Origin of the sequence: Marinobacter sp. F3R08, from assembly GCF_018860425.1 — a bacterium.
Classification (GTDB): domain Bacteria; phylum Pseudomonadota; class Gammaproteobacteria; order Pseudomonadales; family Oleiphilaceae; genus Marinobacter.
Genome location: NZ_JAHKPI010000008.1, coordinates 193,980 through 219,424, shown reverse-complemented (window position 1 = coordinate 219,424; position 25,445 = coordinate 193,980). Strand labels below are relative to the sequence as shown.

General features: G+C 50.7%; 27 protein-coding genes and 1 pseudogene. 21 read left to right on the top strand and 7 right to left on the bottom strand.

Annotation, left to right across the window (positions count from 1 at the left end):
• Positions 1–310 precede the first annotated feature (310 nt).
• The 9 genes and pseudogenes from KO499_RS02780 to KO499_RS19950 form a co-directional block, all read left to right on the top strand.
• On the top strand, positions 311–907 hold the full coding sequence (locus tag KO499_RS02780) for a GNAT family N-acetyltransferase (protein WP_215982194.1): 597 nt from the start codon (positions 311–313) through the stop codon (positions 905–907).
• A 71-nt stretch (positions 908–978) separates the two neighbouring features.
• On the top strand, positions 979–1,539 hold the full coding sequence (locus KO499_RS02775; protein ID WP_215982193.1) for an NADAR family protein: 561 nt from the start codon (positions 979–981) through the stop codon (positions 1,537–1,539).
• A gap of 73 nt (positions 1,540–1,612) precedes the next feature.
• Positions 1,613–1,996, top strand: a complete 384-nt coding sequence (locus tag KO499_RS02770; protein WP_215982192.1) for a DUF3592 domain-containing protein — start codon at positions 1,613–1,615, stop codon at positions 1,994–1,996.
• Between the two features lie 44 nt (positions 1,997–2,040).
• Entirely contained in the window at positions 2,041–2,637 is a 597-nt protein-coding gene (locus KO499_RS02765) for a glutathione S-transferase family protein (protein ID WP_215982191.1), read from the top strand.
• 86 nt (positions 2,638–2,723) lie between these two features.
• The gene (locus KO499_RS02760; protein WP_215982190.1) at positions 2,724–3,350 is read left to right on the top strand and encodes an FMN-binding negative transcriptional regulator; all 627 of its coding nucleotides are present in this window, start codon (positions 2,724–2,726) and stop codon (positions 3,348–3,350) included.
• Positions 3,351–3,530: 180 nt separating this feature from the next.
• A complete protein-coding gene (locus tag KO499_RS02755; protein WP_215982189.1) occupies positions 3,531–4,073 on the top strand; it encodes a DinB family protein in 543 nt (180 codons plus the stop codon).
• 77 nt (positions 4,074–4,150) lie between these two features.
• Positions 4,151–4,906, top strand: coding sequence for a class I SAM-dependent methyltransferase (locus tag KO499_RS02750; RefSeq protein ID WP_215982188.1), 756 nt, complete (start codon positions 4,151–4,153; stop codon positions 4,904–4,906).
• A gap of 536 nt (positions 4,907–5,442) precedes the next feature.
• Positions 5,443–5,610 carry a ParD-like family protein gene (locus KO499_RS02745; protein ID WP_215982187.1) on the top strand — a complete coding sequence of 56 codons (168 nt, stop codon included), beginning with the start codon at positions 5,443–5,445 and terminating at the stop codon, positions 5,608–5,610.
• Positions 5,585–5,726, top strand: a pseudogene (locus KO499_RS19950) (M24 family metallopeptidase); the annotation flags it as partial. The gene KO499_RS02745 and the pseudogene KO499_RS19950, both read left to right, overlap by 26 nt.
• 724 nt (positions 5,727–6,450) lie before the next feature.
• Here the strand turns inward: KO499_RS19950 and KO499_RS02735 are convergent.
• Complete coding sequence (locus KO499_RS02735; RefSeq protein ID WP_215982185.1) at positions 6,451–7,644, bottom strand: GGDEF domain-containing protein; 1,194 nt, start codon at positions 7,642–7,644, stop codon at positions 6,451–6,453.
• Between the two features lie 293 nt (positions 7,645–7,937).
• On the opposite strand from KO499_RS02735, the gene KO499_RS02730 reads away from it, so the two are divergent.
• Complete coding sequence (locus tag KO499_RS02730; RefSeq protein ID WP_215982184.1) at positions 7,938–8,339, top strand: hypothetical protein; 402 nt, start codon at positions 7,938–7,940, stop codon at positions 8,337–8,339.
• 103 nt (positions 8,340–8,442) lie between these two features.
• Here KO499_RS02730 and KO499_RS02725 read toward each other — a convergent pair whose 3' ends face one another.
• Complete coding sequence (locus KO499_RS02725; protein WP_215982183.1) at positions 8,443–9,210, bottom strand: SDR family NAD(P)-dependent oxidoreductase; 768 nt, start codon at positions 9,208–9,210, stop codon at positions 8,443–8,445.
• Positions 9,211–9,319: 109 nt separating this feature from the next.
• Between KO499_RS02725 and KO499_RS02720 the strand changes: the two genes are divergently transcribed.
• Entirely contained in the window at positions 9,320–9,670 is a 351-nt protein-coding gene (locus tag KO499_RS02720) for a winged helix-turn-helix transcriptional regulator (protein ID WP_215982182.1), read from the top strand.
• Positions 9,671–9,744: 74 nt separating this feature from the next.
• Here the strand turns inward: KO499_RS02720 and KO499_RS02715 are convergent, their stop codons facing one another.
• Positions 9,745–10,614, bottom strand: coding sequence for a LysR family transcriptional regulator (locus KO499_RS02715; RefSeq protein ID WP_215982181.1), 870 nt, complete (start codon positions 10,612–10,614; stop codon positions 9,745–9,747).
• 162 nt (positions 10,615–10,776) lie between these two features.
• On the opposite strand from KO499_RS02715, the gene KO499_RS02710 reads away from it, so the two are divergent.
• Both KO499_RS02710 and KO499_RS02705 read left to right on the top strand, forming a co-directional pair.
• Positions 10,777–11,910: a YbfB/YjiJ family MFS transporter gene (locus tag KO499_RS02710; protein ID WP_323133311.1), complete on the top strand. Its 1,134-nt coding sequence runs from the start codon at positions 10,777–10,779 to the stop codon at positions 11,908–11,910.
• 78 nt (positions 11,911–11,988) lie between these two features.
• Positions 11,989–12,819, top strand: coding sequence for a mechanosensitive ion channel family protein (locus KO499_RS02705; RefSeq protein ID WP_215982179.1), 831 nt, complete (start codon positions 11,989–11,991; stop codon positions 12,817–12,819).
• An 86-nt stretch (positions 12,820–12,905) separates the two neighbouring features.
• Here the strand turns inward: KO499_RS02705 and rlmF are convergent, their stop codons facing one another.
• Entirely contained in the window at positions 12,906–13,835 is a 930-nt protein-coding gene (gene rlmF / locus KO499_RS02700) for a 23S rRNA (adenine(1618)-N(6))-methyltransferase RlmF (RefSeq protein ID WP_215982178.1), read from the bottom strand.
• 295 nt (positions 13,836–14,130) lie between these two features.
• Here rlmF and KO499_RS02695 point away from each other — a divergent pair, with 295 nt between their 5' ends.
• The 5 genes from KO499_RS02695 to KO499_RS02675 all read left to right on the top strand — a co-directional run bounded on the left by KO499_RS02695 (position 14,131) and on the right by KO499_RS02675 (position 18,932).
• Entirely contained in the window at positions 14,131–15,828 is a 1,698-nt protein-coding gene (locus KO499_RS02695; protein WP_215982177.1) for a YHYH protein, read from the top strand.
• Between the two features lie 3 nt (positions 15,829–15,831).
• Positions 15,832–16,350, top strand: coding sequence for a hypothetical protein (locus tag KO499_RS02690; protein ID WP_215982176.1), 519 nt, complete (start codon positions 15,832–15,834; stop codon positions 16,348–16,350).
• A 191-nt stretch (positions 16,351–16,541) separates the two neighbouring features.
• Complete coding sequence (locus tag KO499_RS02685; RefSeq protein WP_215982175.1) at positions 16,542–16,850, top strand: FeoA family protein; 309 nt, start codon at positions 16,542–16,544, stop codon at positions 16,848–16,850.
• A 58-nt stretch (positions 16,851–16,908) separates the two neighbouring features.
• Complete coding sequence (feoB, locus tag KO499_RS02680) at positions 16,909–18,729, top strand: ferrous iron transporter B (protein WP_323133310.1); 1,821 nt, start codon at positions 16,909–16,911, stop codon at positions 18,727–18,729.
• 23 nt (positions 18,730–18,752) lie between these two features.
• On the top strand, positions 18,753–18,932 hold the full coding sequence (locus tag KO499_RS02675; protein ID WP_215982173.1) for a FeoB-associated Cys-rich membrane protein: 180 nt from the start codon (positions 18,753–18,755) through the stop codon (positions 18,930–18,932).
• 49 nt (positions 18,933–18,981) lie between these two features.
• Here KO499_RS02675 and KO499_RS02670 read toward each other — a convergent pair whose 3' ends face one another.
• Positions 18,982–20,064 (bottom strand): hypothetical protein, encoded by a 1,083-nt coding sequence (locus KO499_RS02670; RefSeq protein WP_215982172.1) that lies wholly within the window; start codon positions 20,062–20,064, stop codon positions 18,982–18,984.
• A 405-nt stretch (positions 20,065–20,469) separates the two neighbouring features.
• Here KO499_RS02670 and KO499_RS02665 point away from each other — a divergent pair, with 405 nt between their 5' ends.
• The 3 genes from KO499_RS02665 (at position 20,470) to KO499_RS02655 (ending at position 22,631) form a co-directional block, all read left to right on the top strand.
• On the top strand, positions 20,470–21,510 hold the full coding sequence (locus KO499_RS02665) for a YHYH protein (protein WP_215982171.1): 1,041 nt from the start codon (positions 20,470–20,472) through the stop codon (positions 21,508–21,510).
• A gap of 25 nt (positions 21,511–21,535) precedes the next feature.
• Positions 21,536–22,087 carry a hypothetical protein gene (locus tag KO499_RS02660; protein ID WP_215982170.1) on the top strand — a complete coding sequence of 184 codons (552 nt, stop codon included), beginning with the start codon at positions 21,536–21,538 and terminating at the stop codon, positions 22,085–22,087.
• A gap of 193 nt (positions 22,088–22,280) precedes the next feature.
• On the top strand, positions 22,281–22,631 hold the full coding sequence (locus KO499_RS02655) for a RidA family protein (RefSeq protein ID WP_215982169.1): 351 nt from the start codon (positions 22,281–22,283) through the stop codon (positions 22,629–22,631).
• A 63-nt stretch (positions 22,632–22,694) separates the two neighbouring features.
• Here KO499_RS02655 and KO499_RS02650 read toward each other — a convergent pair whose 3' ends face one another.
• Positions 22,695–23,735, bottom strand: a complete 1,041-nt coding sequence (locus tag KO499_RS02650; RefSeq protein ID WP_323133308.1) for a succinylglutamate desuccinylase — start codon at positions 23,733–23,735, stop codon at positions 22,695–22,697.
• Positions 23,732–25,216: a hypothetical protein gene (locus KO499_RS02645; RefSeq protein WP_215982167.1), complete on the bottom strand. Its 1,485-nt coding sequence runs from the start codon at positions 25,214–25,216 to the stop codon at positions 23,732–23,734. The genes KO499_RS02650 and KO499_RS02645 overlap by 4 nt, the downstream gene beginning before the upstream one ends.
• Positions 25,217–25,445: the final 229 nt, after the last annotated feature.

Here is a 25,445-nt window from a genome sequence, read left to right as displayed (position 1 = left end):
CTTGAGCGCCTCGAAGAAGCTCTTGTGCCCTCTGGTGCCTGACCGGCCAGAGCGTTTTCTATGTCCACTGAAGCGCTATTGGCATGCACTTGGTGGAGCAAGCCGCCAGGTGACAACTGGATGGCGGTGAAGCGAGAATTAATTTAAATGCACAAAATTACAGTACGGTGACGGTAGCTGAAGGTCTGGTCGCTCCCGGCAAAGTTGCTAGACTTGGCGGCATTGTCCCTGAAGGAAAGCTTGGGGTTTCTGACATTCGCGCCGCCGTTAAACAAAAGCGTCAGGCTTCAGAAGCTAGGCATACCCTGCTATGGCAGAATTAATAGAATATGAGACCGAACGGCTGTATTTGCGGCAATGGCAGGAAAGCGATTTCAAGTCGTTCGCCACCCTGAACGCCGATCCAAAGGTTATGGAGTACTTTCCCGAACTGCTGAGTGGCCAAGCAAGTGCTGAGATGGCGGAGAAAATTCGCTCACTCATAAAGCAGCGCGGTTGGGGGTTCTGGGCAGTCGAGGTCAAGGGTGCCGAGTCGTTTATTGGTTTTTGTGGGCTACACGTACCCACTGCACCCCTGCCTTTTTCTCCGTGTGTCGAGATTGGTTGGCGGTTATTGCCAGCTCACTGGGGGAAGGGCTATGCATCAGAGGCGGCTCGTGGTGCACTAAATGTTGCGTTTCAACAGTTAGAGCTCCCCGAGATTGTATCCTTTACCGCTGTGGGCAATCAGCGATCGCGTCGCGTCATGGAACGCATAGGCATGAAGTACAATGGCCAGTTCGAGCATCCCGGCTTGCCCGAGGCCAGCCTCTTGCGGCCGCATGTACTTTACCGGTTACGACGAGAGCAGTGGGACTTGAGGTGCGGCCAGAAAGATGCAAAGAATTGGGCCTTCAGCGGCCTCTAACCAAAAGCTCAGGAACTGTTAGCGCGGATAGCGGAGGATCCGTACCGCATACCTCAAGTATTGGAAGAAACGTGAAAATTAGATCAAGAGATGAACTTGTCAACTTCGTAAACCACGGAGACAAGGTTAATTATGTCTTTTTCTGGGGGCATCAGGAAAAAGACGGACAGGTAACAAAGAGCTGTTTTAGCCAGTGGTATGATTCAAAATTCGAAGAAGACGGAAAAAAATTTATCACGGCTGAACACTATATGATGTATCACAAGGCCAGGTTGTTTGGTGATCATAAAGCATCTGAGAAAGTTCTTTCCGCCAGTAATCCGGGAGATGCAAAAGCTGTTGGCCGTGAGGTACTTGGTTTCGATCAAAAATTATGGGATGAGAAACGGTTCGGGATTGTGGTAAATGCTAATCTAGCGAAGTTCTCTCAAAATTCAGAACTAAAGGAATTTTTGCTAAATACCGGAAATCGAGTATTAGTCGAGGCTAGCCCAGTAGATAAAATATGGGGAATTGGTTTAGCTCAAGACAATCCAGCTTCTGAAAACCCCAATACCTGGAAAGGTCTCAATCTTTTAGGGTTCGCGCTCATGGAGGTTAGAGATCAGCTTACAAGTCAGGAAGGTGTTTAATAAATAGCGGATGAGTCAGGCGTTATATTTTTGATTCTGATTTTTAAGTGCTCCATATTATAAAGGATTCTATATGAATATTGTTCCATTTGTAGCAGGCATTGTTTTTGGGTGCTTGGGTGGATATATTCTATTTGATTATTACCGTTTTAATAAAAAATCAATTAAAACCTATGGAAAAATACTTCGATACGATGAGTATCAAACGAAACATAATAATCGTAAGTGTACAATGTACAGGCCTAGCTTCGAATATTCGGTTAATGGAAATAATTACGAAGTTAAATCGAAAGTGTCATTTAATTCCAAGGTAATACCTGTAGGGCAAGTTGCAAAGGTTTTGTATGAAATAGGGGATGAGAGCAATGCTAGATTAGCTAAAGGGAATGGCTATGCTTTAGGTGTTCTCTTCATAGGGCTTTCTGTGCCTGGAATTTATTTAGGTTTGAACGTGTAGGTGTTCCTGTGTAGCACGGTTAGCTTTGAGGTAAAGGAGTGTGCGTGAAAATTTACGGTGATAGAAAATCAGGCAACTGCTACAAAGTTCAGCTCGTTTGTGGTTTTCTGGAAATTGACCACGAATGGATTGATGTTGATATCCTGGCTGGCGACACTAAGAGCGGTGAGTTCCTGGAAAGGAACCCGAATGGCAAAATTCCCTTGCTTGAGCTTGACCAGGGCGAGCCCCTCTCTGAGTCAAACGCCATTATCAACTTTTTGGCAGGTGGGTCCGCCCTCTATCCAGACGAAAGCCTGGCTCAAGCTCGCGTTCTTCAATGGCAATTTTTTGAACAATACAGCCATGAGCCGTTTATTGCAGTAGCGCGCTTTATCAACAAGTATCTGGGCCTGCCCGACGACAAGGCAGAGGAGTATGCCTCAAAGCAGGTTGGTGGGCACAAAGCGTTGCAGGTTATGGAGAAGCAGCTTGGGAGAACGCCATATATAGCCGGTGAAAGCTTCACCACCGCAGACATTTCGCTATATGCCTACACTCATGTGGCCCATGAGGGCGGCTTTGAGCTGGGAGTTTATCCAGCTGTGCAAGCATGGCTAGACAGAGTGGTTTCATTGCCGAATTTTAAAGGCATGGAGTAGTTGCTTTGTAACAGCCACAGGCACGGCGACGGATACTGAAATGTGGCTTTGCCTGAACAAAGGATCTGCAAGGGAGTAGTTGTTAGATGTACGTGCCGAATCACTTCAAGGAAGCTGACACAGAAAAGCTCCATCAATATATCCGCGACTATGGCTTCGGGGTACTTGTGACCGCTGACGATGAGGGTATAGAAGCGAACCATGTTCCGTTCCGCTTGAACATTGAAGCAGACCACTCTCTCGGCACATTGCAGTGCCACCTGGCACGAAATAACCCGGTTTGGCAGCGGATTCGAAACGGTGGGTCTGTCCTGGCCATTTTTCAGGGCCCAGATGCTTACGTATCGCCATCATGGTATCCGACTAAAGCGGAGACTGGTCGCGTCGTTCCCACCTGGAATTATCTAGCGGTGCATGTTGAAGGTAGTGCTCGAGTTATACAGGACCCTGCTTGGCTCAAGGAGCACGTGAGTCAGCTAACAGATGAGCACGAAAAGGGGAGAGTGCAACCTTGGGCTGTAAGTGACGCGCCAACGGATTTCACTGAGCGCTTGGTGCAGGGGATCGTTGGAATCGAAGTCAAGATCGAGAAGTTGACTGGAAAGTTGAAAGCTAGTCAAAACCAGCCTGAACGTAATCAGGCTGGTGTCAAAGATGCCCTGAAAGGTGAGAGTGCGCCAGGTTCGGATGCAATGTCAGAATTCATGAGCTAACAAGTCGCAGTAGTACGCGGTCGATGGCCGCTGAGATGTTCAGCGTCTATTTACTGTGAAAATCTGGCTGAGGGTGACGATGGGGGGAAATCGAAATTTTCCTTCGATTTTATATATTTTCTGTACCCATATTTCAGTGCAGCTTTGGTGTTTTCGCGTCATACATGAGAGGGAGTTCGGATGAGCCTGAAGGATCAATTTGAATTGCTGTCCATTTACAACCAATGGATGAATTCGAAAATCTACAAGTCTGCAAGTTTGCTCGCTGCAACAGACTTAACTAAGGATCGTGGGGCCTTTTTTGGCTCCATTCTTGGGACCCTGAATCACATCCTCGTTGGTGACACCCTCTGGCTTAAGCGGTTTGCCGACCACTCATCCCGGGTGAGTTCGTTGCAGGAGGTCGCCAACCTTCCAAATCCGACAAGCCTAAGCCAGATAGTCTATGACGATATTGGTAGCTTATCTGAACATCGGGCCTGGCTCGACCGGCAAATTATCAGCTGGATAGCCGAGTTACCCGAAGGTGATCTGGATTCCGTTCTCAGCTACCACAACACCAAAGGAATTCCGGTCAACAAGCGATATTCGAGTCTTATTCTTCATTTTTTTAATCATCAGACTCATCATCGAGGGCAGGTTTCTGCCTTATTGTCTCAGGCGGGTGTGGACGTTGGAGTTACTGACCTATTGGCTCTGGTTCCGGAGGAAACACAGGTATAACCAGCCGTTCAAGTGCGTCCTTGGCCCGAGGGGCCTCTTAGCTCAGCGTTTGATTTAAATACATAAATAGGTGATATGTGAAGCGAAGTAATGCAACAACAGAAAGGCTGTTTAGGTTTGCGGGTGTTTCTGAGGGTATGGCCGTTCTTGAGCTGGGAAGTGGGCCCGGTGAGGTCTCAGAACTTTTAAGTGAAATTGTCGGTTCTGCTGGCAGTGTCCTGGCGATTGATCATAGTAAAGAGCTGATAGCTTCAGCTCAAAAAAAACTTGAAGAATCCGGGAAGAATAATGTTCGCTTTTTACAAGCTGACTTGAATGATGCACCGACCTATCTGAAAAACATTGATCTTGCGTCTTTTGATGCAGTGGTTGGGCGTCGAGTGCTGATGTACTTACCGAGCCCTGACAGTGTTCTCTCCAGCCTGTTACCTTGGTTACGAAAAGATGGCCTGGTCGTTTTTGAAGAGTATGACTCTACTATGTGTCCAGGTGTTGTTTCTGCTATGCCGGCGCACCAAAGAGCGGCCTCATTGCTCGATAAAATGTTAGCCAAAGAAGGCGTTGATCAGTCCATGGGGTTCCATTTACCGGCTACTTACTCTAAAGCTGGGTTAAAGTTTGAGGCAATCTGGGCAGAAGCGGTTATAGATGGGCAGGGTGACCAATATTCTCTTGGTGAGCTTTTGGAGTTGGTTAAACCACGGCTGGAGTCTTCAAACATTGCCGCCATTTCTGAAGTTGATGAGTTGATAGCATTAATAGAAGTTGAGAAGGAGCCGACAGCTGTATTTGTGAGTGCAATGCGTTTCTGCGCTAAAGCTATTAACGAATAACGTTGTGATTCTGAAGTATCTCAAGGCTATAAAATTGACGACCTCTCCACCGATTTTATGAGGTTTAGTTCTGCGCTAAGAACTCACGGCATGGAAGTATCTATGCCCATTGGACTGATCGGTGGTATCGGGCCCATTCCAACAGAGTTCTAATATCATAATTTGGTAAAAGCCGATCAGGCATCAGATGGTGATTGCATGGATGTGATGGTAGGCCCTGCTCAAGCGAGCGATTTGATACGGAGCATTCAGGCGGGCAAGAATATGTACGAGGAGCAAACAGCTGTTCTAGCTGGCACAGCCCTTTTCGTGGCCTTCCTAGGGTGTGAATGCTGGTTCAAATGCATTGACAGGCTGTGTGTTCCCCATAGATGCCATTCACCGAACTTCAATGTAAACCTGAGATAACAAGGCGCGGTAGTATGCGGCCGCAGGACCCACTTGCCAGGGCCGCCCTGGCTCACCGACAGACCATATTGCCAACCGGGCACTGACAGTATGCGATTCGTATATGAATCGTATATCGGGGTTTTGTTATGGGAATTGTTAAGATTGACGACGAACTTCATGGGGAGATTCGCAAGGCGAGCTCGGTGATGGTTCGCTCTATCAATGCTCAGGCTGAGTACTGGATAAAGGTTGGTATGCTCGCCGAGGCGAATCCCAGCATGTCTTTTTCTGAAATCATGCGCGACCCTTGGTGATATTGGTCATGCCGTTCAGAGCCACGCTCAGAAGAACGGCTATTCTGTTGTTCGCGAGTATTGCAGGCATGGAATTGGGCGAGAAATGCATGAGGAACCTCAGGTTTTGCATTGGGATACTCAAAAAAATAACAACTTAATCGCACTTGAAGAGTTGCTGGCCGTGCCAGAAGATGTGGAAACATTCAAACATATGAAGTTTATCGGAGATGGCTTTTCTGTTTCCACCGATGATAATGGCGATGTTTTTGTGGATATTAAACGTTATTGCTACCGAGATTTGATCTTCAGGACCGAAGTGATTGAGGTAGGTGGTATAAGAAAAATAGATTCGAAAGCAACTATTAAAAATTTGTTTGAAGTGGCCAGTGTTAATAGTGATCCGATCAAAAAATATTGTTATGACTTCTATAGCTCCGAGCTTACAGGTAAGATAAACGGTCAGGAATGGACAATTAAAAAAGTGGATGCCAGGCTTGTTGATTGGGGTAGTAAAAAGACTATATATACATCTTTGCACCCTGAGGATTGTGACGCAGAATTTACTGGGGATTGCGTCTTGCCCAAGTTAATTGTTTCTAATTTAAATCTTAAGGGAGATGGGGGGAATTTTTCAGCATCTGAAAATATAACTATCCATACTCCTACATCCGATAATCAGGTAATCTCAACAGGCAGCTACCGAATAACGCACCTGAGTGATAAAAAACAAAACTGGAAATCAGTTTTAAATATGATGATAAAAATCATCTGAATGGTTTTGTGTTTTTGTCAAATGAAACTTAAAAAGTTATTGAAAAGGACTCGAAGCAGTTCGTTTTTGATACCTGGTTCATTATTTCAGCTTGCAAGCTCACGGTTCGCTGATGGCAGATAGACCGCTCGGTTGCGTCCCTGGTTTTTTGCAGCGTAAAGTGCGTTATCAGCACGGTGCAGCACCGCACTCCATTCATTGTCATCAGCGCAGTAATGAGCCACGCCGAAGCTGGCTGACAGGGTCAAGCTGATATGACTATCAATCGTAATCTGGGTTGCTGCCGTTTGTGCTCTGAGTTGCTCCGCAACCTGCAATGCCTGCCCGGTACCGTTGTCTGGTAACAGTAATATAAACTCTTCACCACCAAAGCGGGCTACCACATCATGCTGTCGTATCCTGTCTCTGATCAGAGCAGCGAAGCGCTTCAATACCTCATCACCTACGCGATGGCCGTGTTGATCATTTACTTTTTTAAAGTGGTCTAAATCGCACATGATAATGGCGAACGACGTACCCGAACGCAGTGCGCGGCTGAATTCAATATCACAAAATTCGTTAAATGCCCGCCTGTTGTAGATCCCCGTCAAAGGGTCAATCCGTGCTATTTTCGAGAGCTCATCCTGCAACCGATTGGACGCCATCCATGTAGTGGCAAACGATGATGAAATAACCATAAACTCTCCAGCAATAATTGCCAGCGCGCTGAGCAACCCTGAATTCATAAAATCATCAGGGGAAATTTCATGAAATGACCAAACCCACCGAAAGATAAAGAAGGCGCCCACCAGTAAAAACATGGCGATAAGCAGATTTGCGGCCATACGACTATGGATTTCACGGTGTTGCAACAACCCGCTGGCCCCAATAAAACAGGCGGCTGCAAAGGTTACAGACAAAGCCCGTATACGCACGTTTACATCTGGAACATGGAAGGTATAGAAATACAGTACAGCTGCCAGCAGCAGCACCAGCGTCGGGCTCAACCAACGCTCATAGCGCAGCGAGATACCGAGAAAGTTAAACAGTCCTCTGTAGATCAGTATTACACCCAAGATGATCGCGGTGTTGGAAAGCACTATGGACGCGAAATCATGAATAAAATCGCGCAGGCCGAGAAGTACACAGCCACCACCAATCAGAAAGTAACCTGCACCGATGGTTTTTATACCAGAGAACTTGGCATGCTCTCGGGAGTAAGCGAACATACCTAGACCGAACACCAGGCTAAAAAGCATGAGTGTCAGGCTGAGGGTGCGAAAATCAAGCTGAATGGACATGGGCTTTCCTGTGAGCGCTCCGCAGAAGCGCCCAGCGCCCTACAATGCCGCCATTCTAGCCTTTAACCCTGCTTTATGCAGCCAGTAAATGCGGCAATTAATGCAGCATGGAATTCACCTCGGTGTTGTACCAGCAGGTTTCTGAGCTTCTGCATCAGATCAAAATCTCGTGCTATAAAGGCGAGAAGTTCCAGTGCTGAATGTGATGCCCCTGACCTGTGAATTTAATTCGTTCCGGCCCGATGGTGGGCCGCAACCGAACGGCTTTCAGCATTAACCTTAGGACCCAGGATATGCGCACAGTTAAAGTAAGGCACTTGTATGGCGCAGGTGAAACCTCCGCTCCGTGGGAAAATCATCCGTTGGATAAGTTTATTTTCATGCATCCGTTGTTAGGGTTCGCGCTCGCATGCTTCAAGGTAATGCCACCTTTGGCAGTGCTGAATGATGCCTTTCGACAATCAGAGTCAGATACCGGGATGAGTGGCGGAGTGGGGTGGAGTTCTTTTGAAATTGACGCTGAAGAATACTCGGAGCTGGTAGAGATTTTATGCACGGATCCCGGTCGAGGCATCGTACTTGATGAAGAGCTCAATGACATCGGAACGTTTAAAGAGTGGAGCAAAAGGGCTATGTCAAAGCACAACCCGAGAAATTCACTTACTTCACCAGGCCGGAGTGACTTCACTTATTGATGCCTGCGAAAGCCCGGCCTTCACCCCATGAAATCAGGTGGCAGGTGTTCGTGGGCTTTCGCAGTACTTGCCCAGGCAGTGAGCGCCAAGCTGCAACGCTATATCAGTTTCTACCAGCGATCACGCCGCCATCAACATCCCATATCGCTCCCGTTACCCAACTCGAATCATCACTTAATAAAAAGCTGGCAACCTTGGCTACGTCTTCAGGTTGGCCAATGCGGCCAATTGGATGGAAGCCATTGAAGGTGGAAAGAGTTTCATCCATTACACTTGGATCAATAAACGATTCAAAAATTGTGGACTTGACCAGAGCTGGTGAAATTGCATTGACTCGAATATTGTTGTCGGCCAATTCCATTGCTAAATGCTGTGTAAGCGCATGCAATCCAGCTTTCGCCATAGAGTAAGCAGACGATGGTGTTGCTTTAATTGCTTGTTTTGCCCACATCGAACCAATGTTCACAATGGATCCGCTGTTGTGTGCAATCATGTTTTTAGCCACTGCTTGTGATATGAAGAATATTGCACGATTCAATTCGTGATAGATATCATAATCACTATTGTCATGCTCAATAAACGGCTTTGGCTTAAAGTACCCGGCAGAGTTTAGAAGGTACTTGATATGAAGGTCGTTCTCGCTGGCAAATGTAAAAATACGGTGAACATCTTCGGAATTATATAAGTCAGCTTTTATTGTACTTACATCACCAAACTCAGAAAGGGTATTTTGTGCCTGCTTCAGCTTTTCTGGATTACGGCCGACAATAACAGTTTTAATATCGCGAGAGAGTAAAAGTTTGGCGCTCTCCAGCCCCATTCCACTGGTTCCACCAATTATTAATGCGATAGATTGTTCTGTGTTTTTCATTTGAAAATCCTAATGGTCATATGTAAAGTGCAGAGCAAGACTACAAACGCAATTTTCTTTGGAAAAGTAAGCACGTTTCAGTAACCTAGGTACTTTCAGGTACATCTTCATGATTAATAAAGAAAAAATATTTTCAAGAAATTCGGCGCCGGAGCGCAGCAAGCGCATCGTCGAAGCTGTTTTTCGCTGTAAATGGTCGTTGACGGTGTACCAGCTACTGGCTGAAAAGATAAATAGACCTGGTGAAATGGTACGAAGTGTTGAAGGGTTAACAACGAAAGTACTTAATGAATGTCTGCGTAAAAATATAGAATTCGGAATCATCGAAAGAATTGAATATCACGAAGTTCCACCTAAAGTTGAGTATGTCGTTACGCCGTTTGGTGAAAAGTTTATTAATATTCTGGATAAACTGGTTGAGCTGGAAAGTGAAATTGCCGTTATGCCGAAGAGAATCTGATCCGATGCGGAACCTGACTGCTGTTCCCTTGATGCTCGATGGCGGTGAGTGAGGTGATTTGCAGGGTTTATGGGTCAGGAATGACAGAATTCGGTGGTAGGGGATTCCTCGTTTTCTGTAAAAATGTTCGCCAGGGCCAGTGTGCCGGCTTCTAACGGGCTGCCTTTACGATAAACAATGGAGAGCTGCACGTGTTTGGGGCCCTCGGTGACGGGGGTCATCGTGAGAGATTTTTCATATCGGCTGCCGACCACCATGTTTTTGCCAATGATGGTGTAGCCCAGACCTGCAGAGATACAGCCCAGAACGCCATCCGCACTACTCATTATCATGAGTTGATCGCTGCCGCGCCCTGCCAGTTGTTGCCATAAAAGCGCATGATTTCTGTAGCCGCAACCTTCGTCACGCACGAGCAGTACCGGGGCATAGTCACTTTCAGCCGGGGTTACCATAACCAGCTTTTCCTTCACAATGGGGATAACCTCAAGCTTGTCATGTTTGGGCGCATTCCCAATGGCGGCGCAGTCCACTTTGTTGTTCAGGACGTCGAGTACGAGCCTGTCGCTGGTATCCGTAAAGATCTTTGTCTGAATATTCGGGTAGTCCTGTTTGAGCTGCTTGAGTGCTAAGGGCATGTGCACTGCAGCAAAGGTTTCTGGCATTCCTATCCTTAATTCATAATTGCCTTTGTCACGCAGAATGGCGGCTTTAGCCTGGTACTCTAGCTGCAGAATGTCGTCTGCATACTTGTACAACTGTTGTCCGCTGAGAGTTAGTCGCAGTTTTCTGCCTGCCAATGTGAAGAGCTTGGTATCCAGCTCACTTTCCAGCTTTTTAATTCGATTGGTGATGTTGGATTGTACGGTATGAAGCTTTTCCGCGGCCCCTTTAATGCCACCCTCATCAACCACCGTTTTAAAGGTTTTCAGCGCCAGGATTTCCATAAGGTTCTCTAAAAAAGAAGTAAACATTCTGGATAATTCAATTTTTGAGATTATCAGATCGGAGTAATCTTTGCTGAAAATCGTCTGAGTAACAGGGTGGAAGGTATGTTCACGAGGCTAACCCGATTTCGCGTTTATCTGGCAGGAATCTGCAGTTTGATCGTGACCGTTGGCGTCGCCCGTTTTTCTTACAGCCTGTTATTGCCGATCATGCAGGATGGAGCAGGCCTGACTGAATTGGGCGGCGGGTGGCTGGCGACCACTAATTTTATGGGGTACATGGCTGGAGTTTTACTTGCCTCCAGGCTGCACAACCTCAACTACAAATACAACTTGCACCGGGCTTATCTTGTATTAAGCGTTGTGACCTCAGCAGCCATGGTGTTCACCACTGATGTTGTTGTGTGGGCTGTGTTGCGATTCATCGCGGGGATTTGCGCATCTGGGGGCTTTATCATTGCCTCTGGTTTGATTCTGAAGTGGTTGGTCAAAAATCATCATCGCGCTGAGTTGGGCATTCATTTCGCCGGTGCCGGTGTGAGCATTATCGCCACATCCGTTTTAGTTGAAGTAATGCTGACGCTTTCGGCTAACTGGCAGCAGCAGTGGTTGGCGTTGGCTGCGATGGCAGTCATTGTTGCTATTCCCGCATGGTTGTGGATTCCGCACCCGTTTGTGGATGGGCAAGACGTAACGACCGCAAAAGACAATCCCCCAAGCCGAGTATTTACCACTTTCATGATGCTGGCCTACTTTTGCGCCGGTTATGGATACGCTGTTAGTTCCACCTTTATTGTCGGTATTGTAGAAAGAACGCAAGGACTGGAAGGGCGGGGAACACTTGCTTTCTTACTGATCGGTTTTGCTGCCACGCCAGCAACCCTGGTGTGGGATAGAGTTGCCAGGAGGATTGGCTATCTTCACGCCTTGTTGGCGGCCTATGTTCTGCAAATGGTTGGTATTATCCTGCCGCTCCTTAATGACACGTTACCGATCGTCTTGCTAAGTGCACTGCTATTTGGTGGAACCTTTATTGCCTGTGTCAGCTTGGTACTCACTATGGCTGGCAAATTTTTTCCAAGCAATCCGGCCAGGTTTATGGGCGTTATGACACTGGCTTATGGGGCAGCCCAGATCATCGCCCCTGTTTTTACCGGGTATCTTGCTGAAACGTTTGGTGGTTATAACCTTGGATTGTATATGTCGGCGGGTGTCATGGTTGTTGGCACTGGGTTCTTGCTTCGATTGGTGAACCTGGAAAGGCGATCTGTGGGGAAGGAGGGCGTACTGCGTTGACCTGACAGGAAAATCTGTTGCGCGTTTATAGAAGTTAATCTATTTTCATTAACCTCTATAATCAGGAAGCTTAACGCAATGCAGGAATTAATCGATAGACTGGACATCAATCAATACCTTCCCGCTGCTCTGGATTGGGCAACCAATATCCTGTTAGCGATAGTAATTCTTGTTGTTGGTTTCTGGGTTGCAGGCAAAGCCTACAAGTCAGTTGTTCGTATCTCTACAAATTACGATCAGCTGGACGACACACTGTTCAGATTTTTTGGCAGTGTTGCCCGCTACACCATCCTGGCTTTTGTAATAATTGCCGTACTGAACCGTTTTGGCGTTCAGACTGCTTCCATCATTGCGTTGCTTGGTGCTGCTGGTCTGGCTGTAGGACTGGCATTGCAGGGTACGCTGTCGAATCTGGCGGCGGGTGTCATGTTGCTGATTTTCCGGCCTTACAAGGTGGGGGATTTTATCGAAGCAGCCGGCAAGTTTGGCAAGGTCCGGGAAATCGATATGTTCACCACCATCCTGCAAACATTCGATAACCAGGAAATCATCATTCCGAATAGCCAGATATGGGGAGACCAGATTACCAACCATTCTTACCACGAAGTGCGTGGGGTGGATATGCGTTTCGGCATCGCCTATAACGAAAGCATCGATGAAGCCCGGAAAGTCATAGACCGCGTGCTTGCGGAGCATTCCCAAATACTGAAAGATCCTGCACCGTTCGTTGAAGTTGAAACACTCAATAACAGTTCCGTGGACTTTCTGGTCCGGCCTTTTTGTCAGGGTGAGCATTATTTTGATGTTCTCTACTCCGTACCCGAGCAGATCAAGAAAGCTCTCGATGATGCCGGCATTGAAATTCCTTTCCCGCATCGCAAGGTGATTGTGGTAAACGAACAGGCATAGCTCCTGATGAGCTGAATCCAGGGGGTAAACAAATCTGTTGCCCACCAGCTCCGGGTGTCCTGCCCGGGGCTGCGATTTTCCTCAAATCAGATGAATGTCCAGGCCAGCACTCTCGTAACCTTGTTCCCCTGCCGCATTTCTATTTCCCGGATATCCAATGCCCCAAGTTTACGAATCCACTTCTTTGCGGGTTTAACATTGTCGGACTTTGAAATCAGGCTGGTAAACCAGCGGCACTGAGTTGAATACCCCCGGCTTTCTTTAATGAGCTTTTTAAGAAACAGTTGCTCGCCGCCCTTGCACCATAGCTCTGCCCCCAGGCCGCCAAAATTCAGAGTAGGGGATTGGGTGTTTGCTTTTTGTTCACCACGGCTACGGGCAAGGTTATTCAGCTTAAGTTGACTGCCTTTGAGTGCCTCATCGAGCGAGGCATGAAAGGGAGGGTTGCATACGCTGACGTCAAAGAACTCCCCGGTCTGAATGATGCCTTCAAACATGCGGTTTTTATCCTGCTGGGTGCGCAGTGTAAGCCGATCTTTGAGCCCTGGGTTCTTCGCGATGATTTCGGCAACGTTCTCCAGAGACTGAGTGTTGATGTCAGTGCCGACACACTGCCAGCCGTAAATTTGGCAGGCTAATAGCGGGTAAATTCCATTTGCTCCAGTTCCGATGTCGAGCAGTCTGATATCGGGATTTTCAAGTCCGGGCAGGTCAGCTACGTAATGGATGTAGTCGGCTCTGCCCGGGATAGGAGGGCAAAGCGCACCCTCGGGGATATCCCAGCCGAGAATGCTGTAGTAATGGTGTAGTAGCGCGGCATTGAGTGTTTTTACTGCTAGCGGATCTGCGAAATTGATGGACAGGTTGCCGTACGCGTTCGGTTTTACATGAGGCGCTAATGCCGGGTGGCTTTTTACCAGAGCGGGGAAATCGTAGCCCTGGTTGTGTCGATTCCTTGGATGCAGGTTCTTGCGAACGGGGTTGGTTTGTTTTTTTGTTCGCTGAAAAGTACTCACAGTAATCGCACCGGGGGCTTATGGATTTAAAAAGGCTGTTCTTAAACGAAGAGAGAATTCTGTATTACGACGACTTTCTCTGCAAAGGTACAGATAATCTTAAGAGGACGGCATAAATCATTCGTTGAGTTCAAGGCGAACGGCAGAACCCATACTGTCATGACTGCAGGCCGTTAACCCGGTGTTAACCGGGCCGGCGCTAGGATGATTCTGTCCAGGATGCCCTTGTCCGAGAATAATGGCGGGGTAATGTCCGGAAACTCAACAGATACACCCACAATTGAAGGAGCCTGGGATGCGCAGCGTCAACATTACCCTGTTACTGACGGCATCACTGTCGGGCCTGGCTGCCTGTAGTGTTGATGAGGCTGTGAAGACGCCAGCCATAGGTAACGCCTTAACTGAGGCTGGTACACTTTCTGCTCAGGAACGTTGCCAAGCGATAAAAAATTCGGTCCGTGATGCGGGCTTTGCCGGCAGCGTTGATGTTACCTGCGATTCTGATTATGCCTATGTGGCCTCGGCGACCTATCCCGACCATGACATGATGAATGGCATTACCGGCACCAACGAACAGATTCCCGTTCCCGCTGCCGGCTATGCGGCACCCGTCCGGTTGAATCCGGTTTCCTCTGACGAGCTGACGACCATTGATGCTGCTGTGGGCGTGGCCGTCAATGGTGTTCCGATTTACGACTATTCATCTCAGGGTGAACTGGATGTGCAGCACTATGATCCAAAGCATGACACGGTGAAACTGGGGCAGCTGGATAACTGCGGAGGCCATGCAGGTCGCGGCGATGATTATCACTACCATGCCGCGCCCACTTGCATGATTGAGGTCATGGCGAACGGGGAGGATAACCCGATTATTGGCTGGGCCTATGACGGGTATCCGATCTACGGAGATCTGAATCCTGAGGGAAGCTCCATTCCTGAAGGCGGGCTGGATGTTTGCAACGGTCAGACTGATCCGGTGTACGGTTATCGTTATCACACCTCTGCCACTCCGCCGTACATTATCCAGTGTCTGGTGGGCAGCGTGGATGAGAAACGTCTTCCCCGGGTTGCTCCGCTGGCCGGTGATAACCCGGTTCGGGCCGATCTTCGGCCGCCCAGGGAGGGGGTTGAAAACCTGCGCCATACCGTTGCTGAAGATGGCAGCCGGACCATGTCCTATAGCTATGAGGGAGAAGAATACTACGTTACCTACCGGCCCAAAGATGGTCAGCGAGACTGCTATGAATTTGAACAGAAAACCATCACCCATGGCGGTATTGTCGAGCGGGGCACGTTTTGCCGTGATGAGCCCGGAAAGCGTCCACCGCCACCTCGACCAGAGAATGACGCCCGTCAGGTGCACTATGCGGAACCTGTGAAGGTAACTCCGGACGGTCACACCTTCAGGCTCGAAGCCTGGGCGGACAACTGGTTTGCCGCCTATCTGGGTGACCAGTTGCTGGTGGAGGATTCGGTACCTATTACCACCGAGCGTTCCTTTAACGCTGAGGTGGTCAATTTCACCGCCGAGTACCCACTGCACCTGAATATGATCATCAAGGACTTCCGGGAAAACGATACCGGGCTGGAGTATATCGGATCCCCTCGGCAGCAAATGGGAGATGGTGGTTTTATCCTGCAGATTACCGATCTGGATACAAACGAAGTCATTGCCCAGTCTGACAGCGGTTGGAAGTGCCAGGTCATCCATCGTGCGCCACTGGATGAAGCCTGTGCGGCAGAGCAAAACCCTCAGGCGGGGGTGGCGCCTTGCAGCAACCAGATCGATCCGGAACCGGCGGGCTGGATGACAACGGGCTTTGATGACCGTCAGTGGCCCTTCGCCATCGAGCACAGCGCCTCAGAGGTTGGCCCCAAAGAAGGATACGACCTTATTGACTGGGCGCCGCAGGCGAAACTGATCTGGGGCAGCGATCTTAAAAAAGACAACACCCTGCTGTGCCGTGTGACCATAACGGCCGCAGAGCAATAAGCCATGGTGTCCAGGGCAAAGGTTCTTTCTCGTCTTGCAATGCTGGTTGCCGGTCTGGTGGCGCTGGTGCTGCCGCTTGCCGCGGCCCAGGCCCATGAAACGGATGCCACCAGTGCCAGGGCCACACTGCGTGCTGGCCAGGTTGAGCTGACTATTATTACGAACGCTGACCACTGGCGGGCGATCCTCAGCAGCAGTGAGTCCTGGTTGCTGGGAGACACGGATGCACTGATGCCGCAGAACCTGACGGATGCTCAGGAACAGGCATTTTTGCAACAGGTCATGACAGAGCAGACCCAGCTCCTTGTCAACGGCAGGACACTCCCTTTTGACCGGGTCAGTATCAGTCGGCCTTCGGGCTCTGATGATATCGAAATTGTTGTGCTTGCCCGGCACAGCTTCCATCAGGTTGAACAGCTGTCAGTGACGTTTCCGGCCAGTCTGGGGGGCGTGCATCTCAGTGTGGTGAAGCCACTGTATCGGGTTCTGTCGCCCGGGGAGCCGGCTGATGTGCTGTACTAGCAGGCGCGCAATGTTATGTGCACGGTTTCGTCTTTTCAAAAACCGTTTACAGAGGGGGCGTCAGCGATGATTATTCGCAAACCCGCCTGTTGGCCGGGCGTTGATCCTGTCAGTGTCGATTGCGGGAGACCTGCAAATTCGATATTCTGAATAACATCCAATCGCATTTGCGCTCAACGAGTGTTCTCTCCATGAATTCTGCAGTATTTCCCGATGCACGGCATGCCGCCTCCGCGCGCCTGGATCAGTGCCGAAAGGGTGCGACGTTACGGGTTATTGGTTTGCTCCCGCAATCTCTGTTCGGCTCGAATGACGAGCAGGTTGGCCTGAGGCTTAAAGAGCTGGGGTTTCTTCCCGGGGCTCAACTCAAGGTTATTGGCTTTGGTCTGTTTGGTGGCGACCCCATGGCGGTGCAAATCAATGGAACCAAGTTTGCCTTGCGCCGAGCTGAGGCTGCCAAAATCTGTGTTGAAGAGGTCACCGTAACCGGTGGTAGGTAGTAGATTGAATCAAACTGCAGCAAGTATCGACAGTGGCAATGCGCCACTGCGTTTCGCAATGATAGGAAACCCTAACTGCGGAAAAACGTCTCTCTTCAACTGTTTAACCGGGGCCCGCGCCAAGGTGGCCAACTATCCCGGTGTTACCGTTGAGCGGCGTTCAGGCATGATCAGCGGGCTGGCTAACAACGCTGAACTCCTGGATCTTCCCGGTACCTACAGTCTGTTTGTCACCTCTCCAGACGAGCAGGTGGCGCGTGATTTTATCCTGGGAAATATCCAGGGCGAAGCCAGGCCTGATCTACTGATCGCCGTGGTGGATGCTACCAATCTGCGCCTGGGACTTCGCCTGGTGATGGAACTGCGCAGTTTGAACCGGCCCCTGATTCTGGCGCTGAATCAGATGGATGCGGCCCGCAAGCGGGGCATAACCATTGATACCGCTGGCCTGTCTCAGGATATGGGCATTCCGGTGATCGAGACGGTCGCCGTAAACAGCCAGGGTGTGGATGCGCTGAAACATGAGCTGGACCAATATACTCACCACCAGGCCGGGGATACCCAGAGACTGACATTAAGCGACCGCCAGGAATCGGTTGAGGCAATCTACGACAAGATCGAGAGCCTGGTGCGTGCCCATGTCACTCAACCAGCAAACATGCCTCGCTGGCAGGATCGTCTGGATCAGGTGGTGATGCATCCTGTGTTGGGGCTGATGGTTCTCTTCAGCATTCTGCTGGTGGTTTTTCAGGCGGTTTTTGCCTGGGCTACCCCCATTGCCGACAGCATGGATGCGGGCTTTGGAGTGCTGGGTGGTTTGCTGACCCAGATTTTGCCAGCCGGTATTCTGCGCGAATTTCTGGTGAACGGGATTATCGCCGGTGTAGGCGGCGTCATCGTTTTTCTCCCCCAGATCATCCTGCTGTTCCTGTTTATTCTGTTACTGGAAGACAGCGGCTACCTTACCCGTGCAGCCTTTCTTCTGGATCGCCCGATGCGCGGACTCGGGCTGTCAGGAAGATCCTTCATCCCTTTGCTGTCCAGCTTCGCCTGTGCAGTACCGGGTGTTATGGCGACCCGAACCATATCGGATCCGCGTGAGCGTTTTATTACGATAATGGTGGCGCCGTTGATGACCTGCTCTGCGCGATTGCCGGTTTATGCCCTTATTATCAGTGCTTTTATTCCTCGCCAGACGGTAGCAGGCATATTCAATTTGCAAGGTTTAACCCTTTTCGGGCTCTATTTTGCGGGAGTTGTGAGTGCCGCATTGGTCGCCTGGGTTATGCGACGTCGTCAGACGCGTGAAGAGTTCCCGCTGTTGTTGGAGCTGCCCAGTTACCGGTGGCCTATGGCTTATCACGTCTACATTGGTCTGCGTGAGAGGGTTTGGATCTTCATGCGACGCGTGGGCACGATAATTTTGTCGCTTTCGATAATCCTCTGGTTTCTCGCCACTTATCCCGGTGCTCCTGCGGAGGCCACTCGCCCAGCGATTGAATACAGCTTTGCCGGCATGCTGGGCAGCTGGATGGAGCCTCTGTTCGCACCACTGGGATTCAACTGGCAGATGTGTATCGCACTGATTCCAGCTATGGGTGCCAGAGAGGTGGCGGTCAGTGCTCTGGCGACAGTCTACGCTGTGGCTGGCGGAGAACTCGCATTGGGTAGTGCATTGCACAGCAGCTGGAGTTTGCCTGTGGCTTTTGCCTACCTTGCCTGGTTTGTTTACGCGCCTCAGTGTATTTCCACCATTGCGGTGGTTAAAAGAGAAACCAATTCCCTGAAATCAACAGCGCTTTTTACGGTCTATCTGTTTGGACTGGCTTATCTCGCGGCCTGGGTAACCTATCAAATCTCAGCGTTACTGATTCACTGAAAATCTTGTTGAAGGGAGGGGGTATGTGGCAAGACATTATCGTGGGCGCTTGCGTGCTGGCTGCGGTGGTCTTCTTGGTGCGCCAGTGGCTACCCGGAATGAGCAAGAAAACGTCAGGTTGTGGTGGCTGCAACGGATGTAGCAGTGCTGGTGGCGATTGCGGAAAATCCGCCGACAAGAGGCATCATCAGACAGGCGCGTAACGTTGCGTCTGCAAGAAGGCCCGGAGCCAGGCTCCGGGCCGGATCAGGATTACTGACGATCCTGAAGTTTGTAGTCTTCAGGCAGAGCGAAGACACTGTCGTGCACAAGCTCCTCAGTCACTGAGTCCACTTCGTAAATGTAACGAACCATGGGTTTTTTCTGCCATTCGGCAAGCAGATCCGCTTTCTTCTCATTCACCATATTGTCGAGCAAGTTGCCAGCAGCGCTTTTCAGGCCGTCGAGTCCCTTGGTCAGATCAATATCAGTGGATTTGGTCTTTACTGCCTCCGGGCAGGTTTCATTGCGCTGGAACCATTCCATTTTCAAGGAGAGTGGGTAGCCCTTGATGACAGCAAGCTCACTGGTCAGGGCGTTGAACGCAGGCTCATCTGTTTTCTCGATGTCACCAACAAACGAACCTATGGCTTTGTACCCCTCGCGACCGAGCAAGCGAACCAAAATGTTGTTGTCTCCGACGGCATCCAGATAGTTATCGAGTGCCTCGGAATGGACACGCCAGGCTGTGCTCATCTCCTGTGTGGGAGGGACTGTCCAGAATACGAACTGGAGCAGGTTCACGTCAGCACGGCCCTGTTCATCCTCCATGTTTGTCTGCCAGCTAACAACATACTCGCTCGCATCAAGACCGCCGATGCGGCGCGTATTTCCGGTTTCCTTAACACTGAATTCATTCAGGGCCAGAGTAACCTCACACTGACGGTCTTCGTAGGTTTCGTATTCCTCTTCCTCATCACTATTGCCTTCCGTTGGGAACAGGGGAGAAACCAGGCACCCTGAGAGAGGGCATTCCCGATATGTATGCTCGTCATTGTCGAGCAGCCAAAGCAGGTTGCGATCCATGCGGAAAATATTGCTGGTATCCGAATTAGCCCAGCGCATCATGAAATTATCGAATTCGTTGGTGCTATCGATACGACGCATGGTCGGGCGGGTATATACCGTTTGATTGCCCGATACATCTGGTACGAAACCGCCGTTGAGTACGTAGGTTGCGTGAACGACGGACGTAGGGTTTTTCGGGGTAGTGTCCTGTTGCTGGTTGCTTGCGCAGCCTGCGATAAGAGCAAAACTGGAAACAGTGATCAAGCTGCGCATAGGTGCATAAAGCATAAAAGTTCCTTGAAGGAGGGGCTAATCCATGAAAGCGCTTGTTTATACCCGATCGATTACTACCCGGCAAGTACGCCGCTTCCCAGGTGGCTGGCAACGAAGAAATCCTTGGTAATCAAACAGTAGTAGAGCAACGGTGCCCACTACATCAAGAAAGGCAGAAAAGAGTGTTGCTGGTGATAAAGCGAAAGGCGATAGAGTCGAGCAGCAACGCTGCATGGAAGGCATATTGACCTGTCGCCACTGGGCATCGATTCCCCGTGTCGGGAGTCAGGATAAGCGATCACTATCCATTCTTCCGGGAGGCAAACTCCATATTTGTTACACATTGTATTGTTACCATGAAATTTCAACTGCCTTTACAGCGGTCGAGGCACCGGACAATCTCAGTTAGCAGGCCAGGCGATGACACATCCGTTCATGGAAAAGAAACTACTGCACAAAGCAGGTATCTCCATTTTACTCGTATCCCTTGCCGCCTGTGGCGGTGATAACAGCAGCTCTGATGACAGTATCTCTGACGACAGCAGTTCTGACGACAGCAGCCTTATTTCTGACGGAGGCGACGTCAGCACCACGCCCGGTTCCACATCCGGAGTTCTCTGTGATTACGATGACACCACCTACAACAGTCAGACGTCGCTGACGTACACCAGTTATTCCGTCTGGACCTGTACTGACAGTACCCGGGAGCTCAGTGCCAACGGTATACCAGACCACGAAGTGGGCACCTTCCCGAATCCGGGTAATCCAAACGTTATTTCCGAACAGACGGTTTCCGCCAGCTATACCCTGGAGCCTGAAGAAACCACTACACCTACGGAGCTTGGCGGCCCGCGGGGTGCGACAGGTTACGTGCTGAACGGTGTAAAAATAGACGCCAGTACAGCGGGCAGCTGCGATGACTCTGGCTCAACCTGCAGCCTGATAGACAACTCTGGCAACTGGAATATTGAAGCCCTTGGGCAGACCAGCTTCGATTTCGGGACCGACCAAAACAACGCCCATGTGCAACCGGATGGCGCCTATCACTACCACGGTATGCCGGAAGGTTTTATTACCAAGCGCGGTGGTAACAGCTCTGTCATGACTCTGATTGGTTGGGCTGCGGACGGCTTTCCGATATATGCAAGATATGGATACAGCGTGGCCGATGATGCCAGCTCCGAGGTGAGAGCCATGACCGGTAGTTATCAGTTGGTCAGCGAGGTGAGTGCGTCTCGGCCATCAACTGATACCTATGCTCTGGGCACCTTCCAGCAGGATTGGGAGTATGTTGAAGGCTCGGGGGATCTGGACGAATGCAACGGTCGTGTTGGTGTCACCCCTGAATTTCCGGACGGTATCTATCACTACTATGCCACCGATTCTTACCCTTACTTCCAGCGTTGCGTTAAGGGCGAAGTCGCGACATCCGGGGAGTTAGCACCCCCTCCGGCCTTCTGATCATTTAGTCTACGGGACCTGAAGCATGAAATTTCCGATGGCGTTTCTGGCCGCCTCTTTCTCAGGGCTGGCGCTGACACTCACAACCCCCGTCATGGCGCACCTGATGGTGGCCGGCCATGGCACACTGAATATTGTCGATGACAGCGCATTCATGGTGTTGTCATTGCCTTTGTCGGCGTTCGATGGCATTGATGATAATGGTGATGGTGACATTGACCTGGCTGAGTTCAACCGTCATCAGGCTGCCGTTATTGAGACCCTGACCCAGCATGTTGTGCTTAGGGACCAGGACCGTGAGCTGCCCCTTGAAGATATTGTACTGTCCCCCGAGGAATCTCATGATCATCACGGCACGCACCTTGATCATGTGTCCGAAGTTATCGTGATGGGCCGGTTCGCACTGGATAAGGTCAGCACGCCACTGAGTTTTCATGTGGACCTGTTTGGTCATACGGAGCACTCCCGGGCACTGAAGATCACTGCTTCGCGAAAAGCCGAGAATCTGCGCCATGAGTTTCAGCTGACACCAGAGCAACCGACAGGATTGCTGTTCCCGTCAGCAGACAGCGAATGAGCTAAACCCGGTTAGATTCGAGAGGGGAAGGTACTGGCACCCGTACTGTTTCCACTATTGGTTAGTATCGAACGCCTGTTTTTGCCTATTATGCTTGGTTATCGGCGGAGGTTTTACGAGCCTGGTAAGTGCACCCGGTGCGCAAGCCAGGTTTTTCGCTGTATCAATGACATTTATCGACTAGGCGACAGCAATGACCATAGAGCGTATTTCCACTAATAATCGCATGAGCAAGATCGTTAAACACAACGGCACCGCCTATCTTTGCGGTCAGGTTGCCAAGGACAGGGATGGCGACATCAAGACCCAGGTAACCGGGATGCTGGAGAAAGTGGAGGAGCTGCTGGAGAGTATCGGTTCTGGCCGTGACAAGATGCTGTCGGCAACGATCTACCTTGCCGACATGGCGGATTTCAAAGCCTTGAACGAGGTTTGGGATAACTGGGTACCTGAAGGGCATGCTCCGGCACGAGCCTGCGTGCAGGCTCAGATGGCGTCCCCGGAGTTGCTGGTGGAAATTTCGGTCATTGCGGCGACGTCCTGATCCCAGAGCCGTTGGGCAAAACCAGGTGCCGAAGAGTCCGGTTGCGTCCGGGCTCTTCGGCGTTTAAAAAATAGGTTCGCCCGTTGCCTTAACGGCATAGAACAGGCAATCACTTTTCGCAATCACCGGATTGGTGGTAATCATGAAGGCTCTGATGGCCTGGGCGGGATAGATTTGCCCGCCTTTGACTTGCAGAATCTGCTCCATGTTTTCCGCCCGGTTGTGGCCAATCGCGGTGAGTATCTCCAGGCCTTTTTCCCCAATCCATCCCAGGGGTTCTTCGGTGGAAACAACACCGAAGTTGCGGTGTTCGATGTCTGGCGGAAAGGTGAGATCAGCCTGGCCGCTTGGTTTCAGCCGGTATTCGATGGTTGCCTCAAGGGCGATCTCCACCCGGATCGGATTTCTCAGTACGTCTATATCCCACTCGGCGTTTTCCAGTGACAGTACGTCCGGCCGTGAGGCGTACCGAACCAGTCCGTCGTACGCCAGTTCATGAGCCTGGTCATCCTGGGAACCGCCACACTCGATCGTGACTGTAGGCACTTCCTGTTCTGAATATTCCATCAACGCGCCCAGGCGGAGGTCCGTTGCTATAAGGCGGTCGGTGTACAGAGAGGTCAGCGCCTGATGGGCAGCATCGTTGGTGATGGAGACAGCGAAGGCCGGGCCTGTGCCTGAGGTGTTGTGCACGTCCAGCAGGCATTCGGGTCTGGCTTTTCGAAGCTCTGCGAGCAGGGCTTCGGCAATGGCACCCTCTATCCCCACGAAAGGCGCCTTGAAACACCGGTTGAGATCCCGTCCTTCAGCTAGCTGGCGCACTGACAGAGTGGGTGGGATCTTCGCGGGATAGACGCCTCCGAGCAGAAACAGCATGTTCACTTCGGGTGTGTGCTGCTCCAGTAGCCACCGGTGAAGCGCAAACAGACCCGAAGGCTCATTCCCGTGAAGAAGGGTTGCCATGGCCCGGGTACGGGATCGATCGCGTCCGGCAACACGAATAACCGTGGGTTTCTGCAGCCGTTCCAGCCACTCAAGGGGGGAGCGGCCCAGTGTCCGGGGTGACGGGTCATTCAGATAATCAAGGACATTCGAATTGCTCACGGTGACAGTGTCCATTCATGGAGTGGCAGGTTTTTCTTCTGGTTGGCCATATAAAGAGACAGCATACTCCGGAACGCCTCATCAGAACTCATCGACCTTGAGAAAGACTCGGTGATGTGGCGCTGCCACCGGGCGCCAGACATGGCGCTATCAACGCGACCTTCGATGATTCCCAGCAAGCGGTGAATTTCCGTCTCGTCTACGGCTGTTTGTTTCAATGCTTCCCTGGCCCGCGGCAGTAACTCTCGGGCTACCGTTAACAGGGGTATATCCTGCAACTGTACCTGATCCTTGTGGGGCCAGATGATGTCTGCGCCGATGCCATATTTCGCTGCCCGGTAGAAATTATGTTCGGTGTAATGGAAGGGGAGAATCGATGTCAGGTGCGGGATGTCATCGAGCACAGCCAGCGCAGCTCCGATCACGAACAGGCCATTCGCACACATATCAACGGCCGTTGGTCCTGCAGGCATGGAGCGAATCTCGATACGCAAATGACCACCTTCGGCAGGGTCATAGATGGCCCGGTTCCAGGGCCAGGTGGTGCCCTGGTGCATGCGCAGTTCGGCCAGATTCGGCACGTCGCCACGATCAATAACCGCCATCGGATCTTCATCCGACAGCAGTGGAATAATGGGCGGAAACAGCGATGCCGAGGCGGCAAACAGTTCCCAGGCACTGCGTGTCCAGCCATTTCCGTAATAGACCCTTGGTGGGTGGCGCCAGGTTTTACGGTTGGGGGACCGGCTGTCGATGGATTGCTTGAACAGGGCAATACGGGTCTCGTCCCACAGGTGGTGGCCGAACAGACTGGGGGAATTACTGGCCAGCGCAAGGACGACGGGCGTGACCAGCTGGACGGCATTGAAGTAATCGGCAAAACGATGGGCCGGGACGCGCCAGTGTAACTGGAATGAGGTATTAGCCCCTTCCATATAGACGCCGTCGGCTTCCAGATTGATGACTTCTTTACCACCGATGTGGATGCTGAACGGTTCTCCCCGTTGCTTGATCAGGGCTTTGGCCAGGGCATGATAGCGAGGTTCGTCGGTCATCGCCTTGGCGCCCATATCTGACTGGCGAAGGGTGGGAAGAATGCCGATCGGTACCAGTTCACCATCCAGTGCTGCGGCCTGCTGGTTGATCTGTTGGATCGCAGCGAGCAGCTCTTGCTCTGTTCTGGCAAACGGATTTCCCTTGAACGCCTGTGGGCTGAGGTTGTATTCGAGATTGAATCGATTGAGCTCAAGTGTTAGCTGGGGATCCTGGACCCTGGCGGCGATTTCTGTGTTGATAGGTTGAACCTGCAGATCGTGATTTACGATATAGAACTCGACCTCGGCTCCAATGGAGCTTTCTCCCTCGCCAAAACCGGGACGGTTGAAAAGGCGAGTGAGTGCTTTGAGATCCATCCGGACCTTGGCTGCAAAACGCTCAAATTCATCCGCAGTAAATTCTGACCTGTTGATCGACAGTCCCACGGTAATGTCGCCTCCCGGGCTAACCTACCTTGATAGTAGTGGAAGATCTGCCAATCTGCGCCGACCATTGGGGCAATCTCTTGAGGCGAGTACCGCAATGGGTGCGGTGGGCCTGCGTAACCCGGGTTTAAGGCGCCCACAGGTGACGGGCAATTATGAAGAAATTGAGGAGTTTGTGGGGATGGCTGTGGAAACGCTGGTCAACCTCCCGGCGTCTCGCTTACGATTC

Bases quoted from the DNA above. Each gene is read 5' to 3' on its own strand.
- KO499_RS02780 (WP_215982194.1), top strand. From the start codon at position 311: ATGGCAGAATTAATAGAATATGAGACCGAACGGCTGTATTTGCGGCAA.
- KO499_RS02770 (WP_215982192.1), top strand. From the start codon at position 1,613: ATGAATATTGTTCCATTTGTAGCAGGCATTGTTTTTGGGTGCTTGGGT.
- KO499_RS02760 (WP_215982190.1), top strand. From the start codon at position 2,724: ATGTACGTGCCGAATCACTTCAAGGAAGCTGACACAGAAAAGCTCCAT.
- KO499_RS02755 (WP_215982189.1), top strand. From the start codon at position 3,531: ATGAGCCTGAAGGATCAATTTGAATTGCTGTCCATTTACAACCAATGG.
- KO499_RS02745 (WP_215982187.1), top strand. From the start codon at position 5,443: ATGGGAATTGTTAAGATTGACGACGAACTTCATGGGGAGATTCGCAAG.
- KO499_RS02735 (WP_215982185.1), bottom strand. From the start codon at position 7,644: ATGTCCATTCAGCTTGATTTTCGCACCCTCAGCCTGACACTCATGCTT.
- KO499_RS02730 (WP_215982184.1), top strand. From the start codon at position 7,938: ATGCGCACAGTTAAAGTAAGGCACTTGTATGGCGCAGGTGAAACCTCC.
- KO499_RS02725 (WP_215982183.1), bottom strand. From the start codon at position 9,210: ATGAAAAACACAGAACAATCTATCGCATTAATAATTGGTGGAACCAGT.
- KO499_RS02720 (WP_215982182.1), top strand. From the start codon at position 9,320: ATGATTAATAAAGAAAAAATATTTTCAAGAAATTCGGCGCCGGAGCGC.
- KO499_RS02715 (WP_215982181.1), bottom strand. From the start codon at position 10,614: ATGGAAATCCTGGCGCTGAAAACCTTTAAAACGGTGGTTGATGAGGGT.
- KO499_RS02705 (WP_215982179.1), top strand. From the start codon at position 11,989: ATGCAGGAATTAATCGATAGACTGGACATCAATCAATACCTTCCCGCT.
- KO499_RS02695 (WP_215982177.1), top strand. From the start codon at position 14,131: ATGCGCAGCGTCAACATTACCCTGTTACTGACGGCATCACTGTCGGGC.
- KO499_RS02690 (WP_215982176.1), top strand. From the start codon at position 15,832: ATGGTGTCCAGGGCAAAGGTTCTTTCTCGTCTTGCAATGCTGGTTGCC.
- KO499_RS02685 (WP_215982175.1), top strand. From the start codon at position 16,542: ATGAATTCTGCAGTATTTCCCGATGCACGGCATGCCGCCTCCGCGCGC.
- feoB (WP_323133310.1), top strand. From the start codon at position 16,909: ATGATAGGAAACCCTAACTGCGGAAAAACGTCTCTCTTCAACTGTTTA.
- KO499_RS02675 (WP_215982173.1), top strand. From the start codon at position 18,753: ATGTGGCAAGACATTATCGTGGGCGCTTGCGTGCTGGCTGCGGTGGTC.
- KO499_RS02670 (WP_215982172.1), bottom strand. From the start codon at position 20,064: ATGCTTTATGCACCTATGCGCAGCTTGATCACTGTTTCCAGTTTTGCT.
- KO499_RS02665 (WP_215982171.1), top strand. From the start codon at position 20,470: ATGACACATCCGTTCATGGAAAAGAAACTACTGCACAAAGCAGGTATC.
- KO499_RS02660 (WP_215982170.1), top strand. From the start codon at position 21,536: ATGAAATTTCCGATGGCGTTTCTGGCCGCCTCTTTCTCAGGGCTGGCG.
- KO499_RS02655 (WP_215982169.1), top strand. From the start codon at position 22,281: ATGACCATAGAGCGTATTTCCACTAATAATCGCATGAGCAAGATCGTT.